1 protein-coding gene is annotated in these 207 nt (G+C 49.3%); it reads right to left on the reverse strand.

Features of this window, described 5'->3' with window-relative positions; genetic code table 11:
• Positions 1-207: hypothetical protein (locus EOE67_RS20750; RefSeq protein WP_206099693.1), on the reverse strand; the 207-nt coding region annotated here is incomplete at both ends.

Consider the following 207-nt stretch of genomic DNA (forward strand, 5'->3'; position numbering starts at 1 on the left):
GTGATTTTTGTTGTTTGATCCCTAAAAGAGTTAAACATAGCTTGAGCCAGTGCGAGCAAAAGCAGGCTTCGTTGTCGTGCCGGATAAACTTTGGCAACCCGAATTGGCGGATGGTCTGCACCAGCTCTAGCATAATCACGGCGGAGTGTTTGCTGCTGACTTGCTGTAACCGCAGGTTTAGACGAGAGCCGTGGTCAACAATGCCAA

Origin of the sequence: Rheinheimera riviphila (assembly GCF_004005945.1) — a bacterium.
GTDB lineage: Bacteria > Pseudomonadota > Gammaproteobacteria > Enterobacterales > Alteromonadaceae > Pararheinheimera > Pararheinheimera riviphila.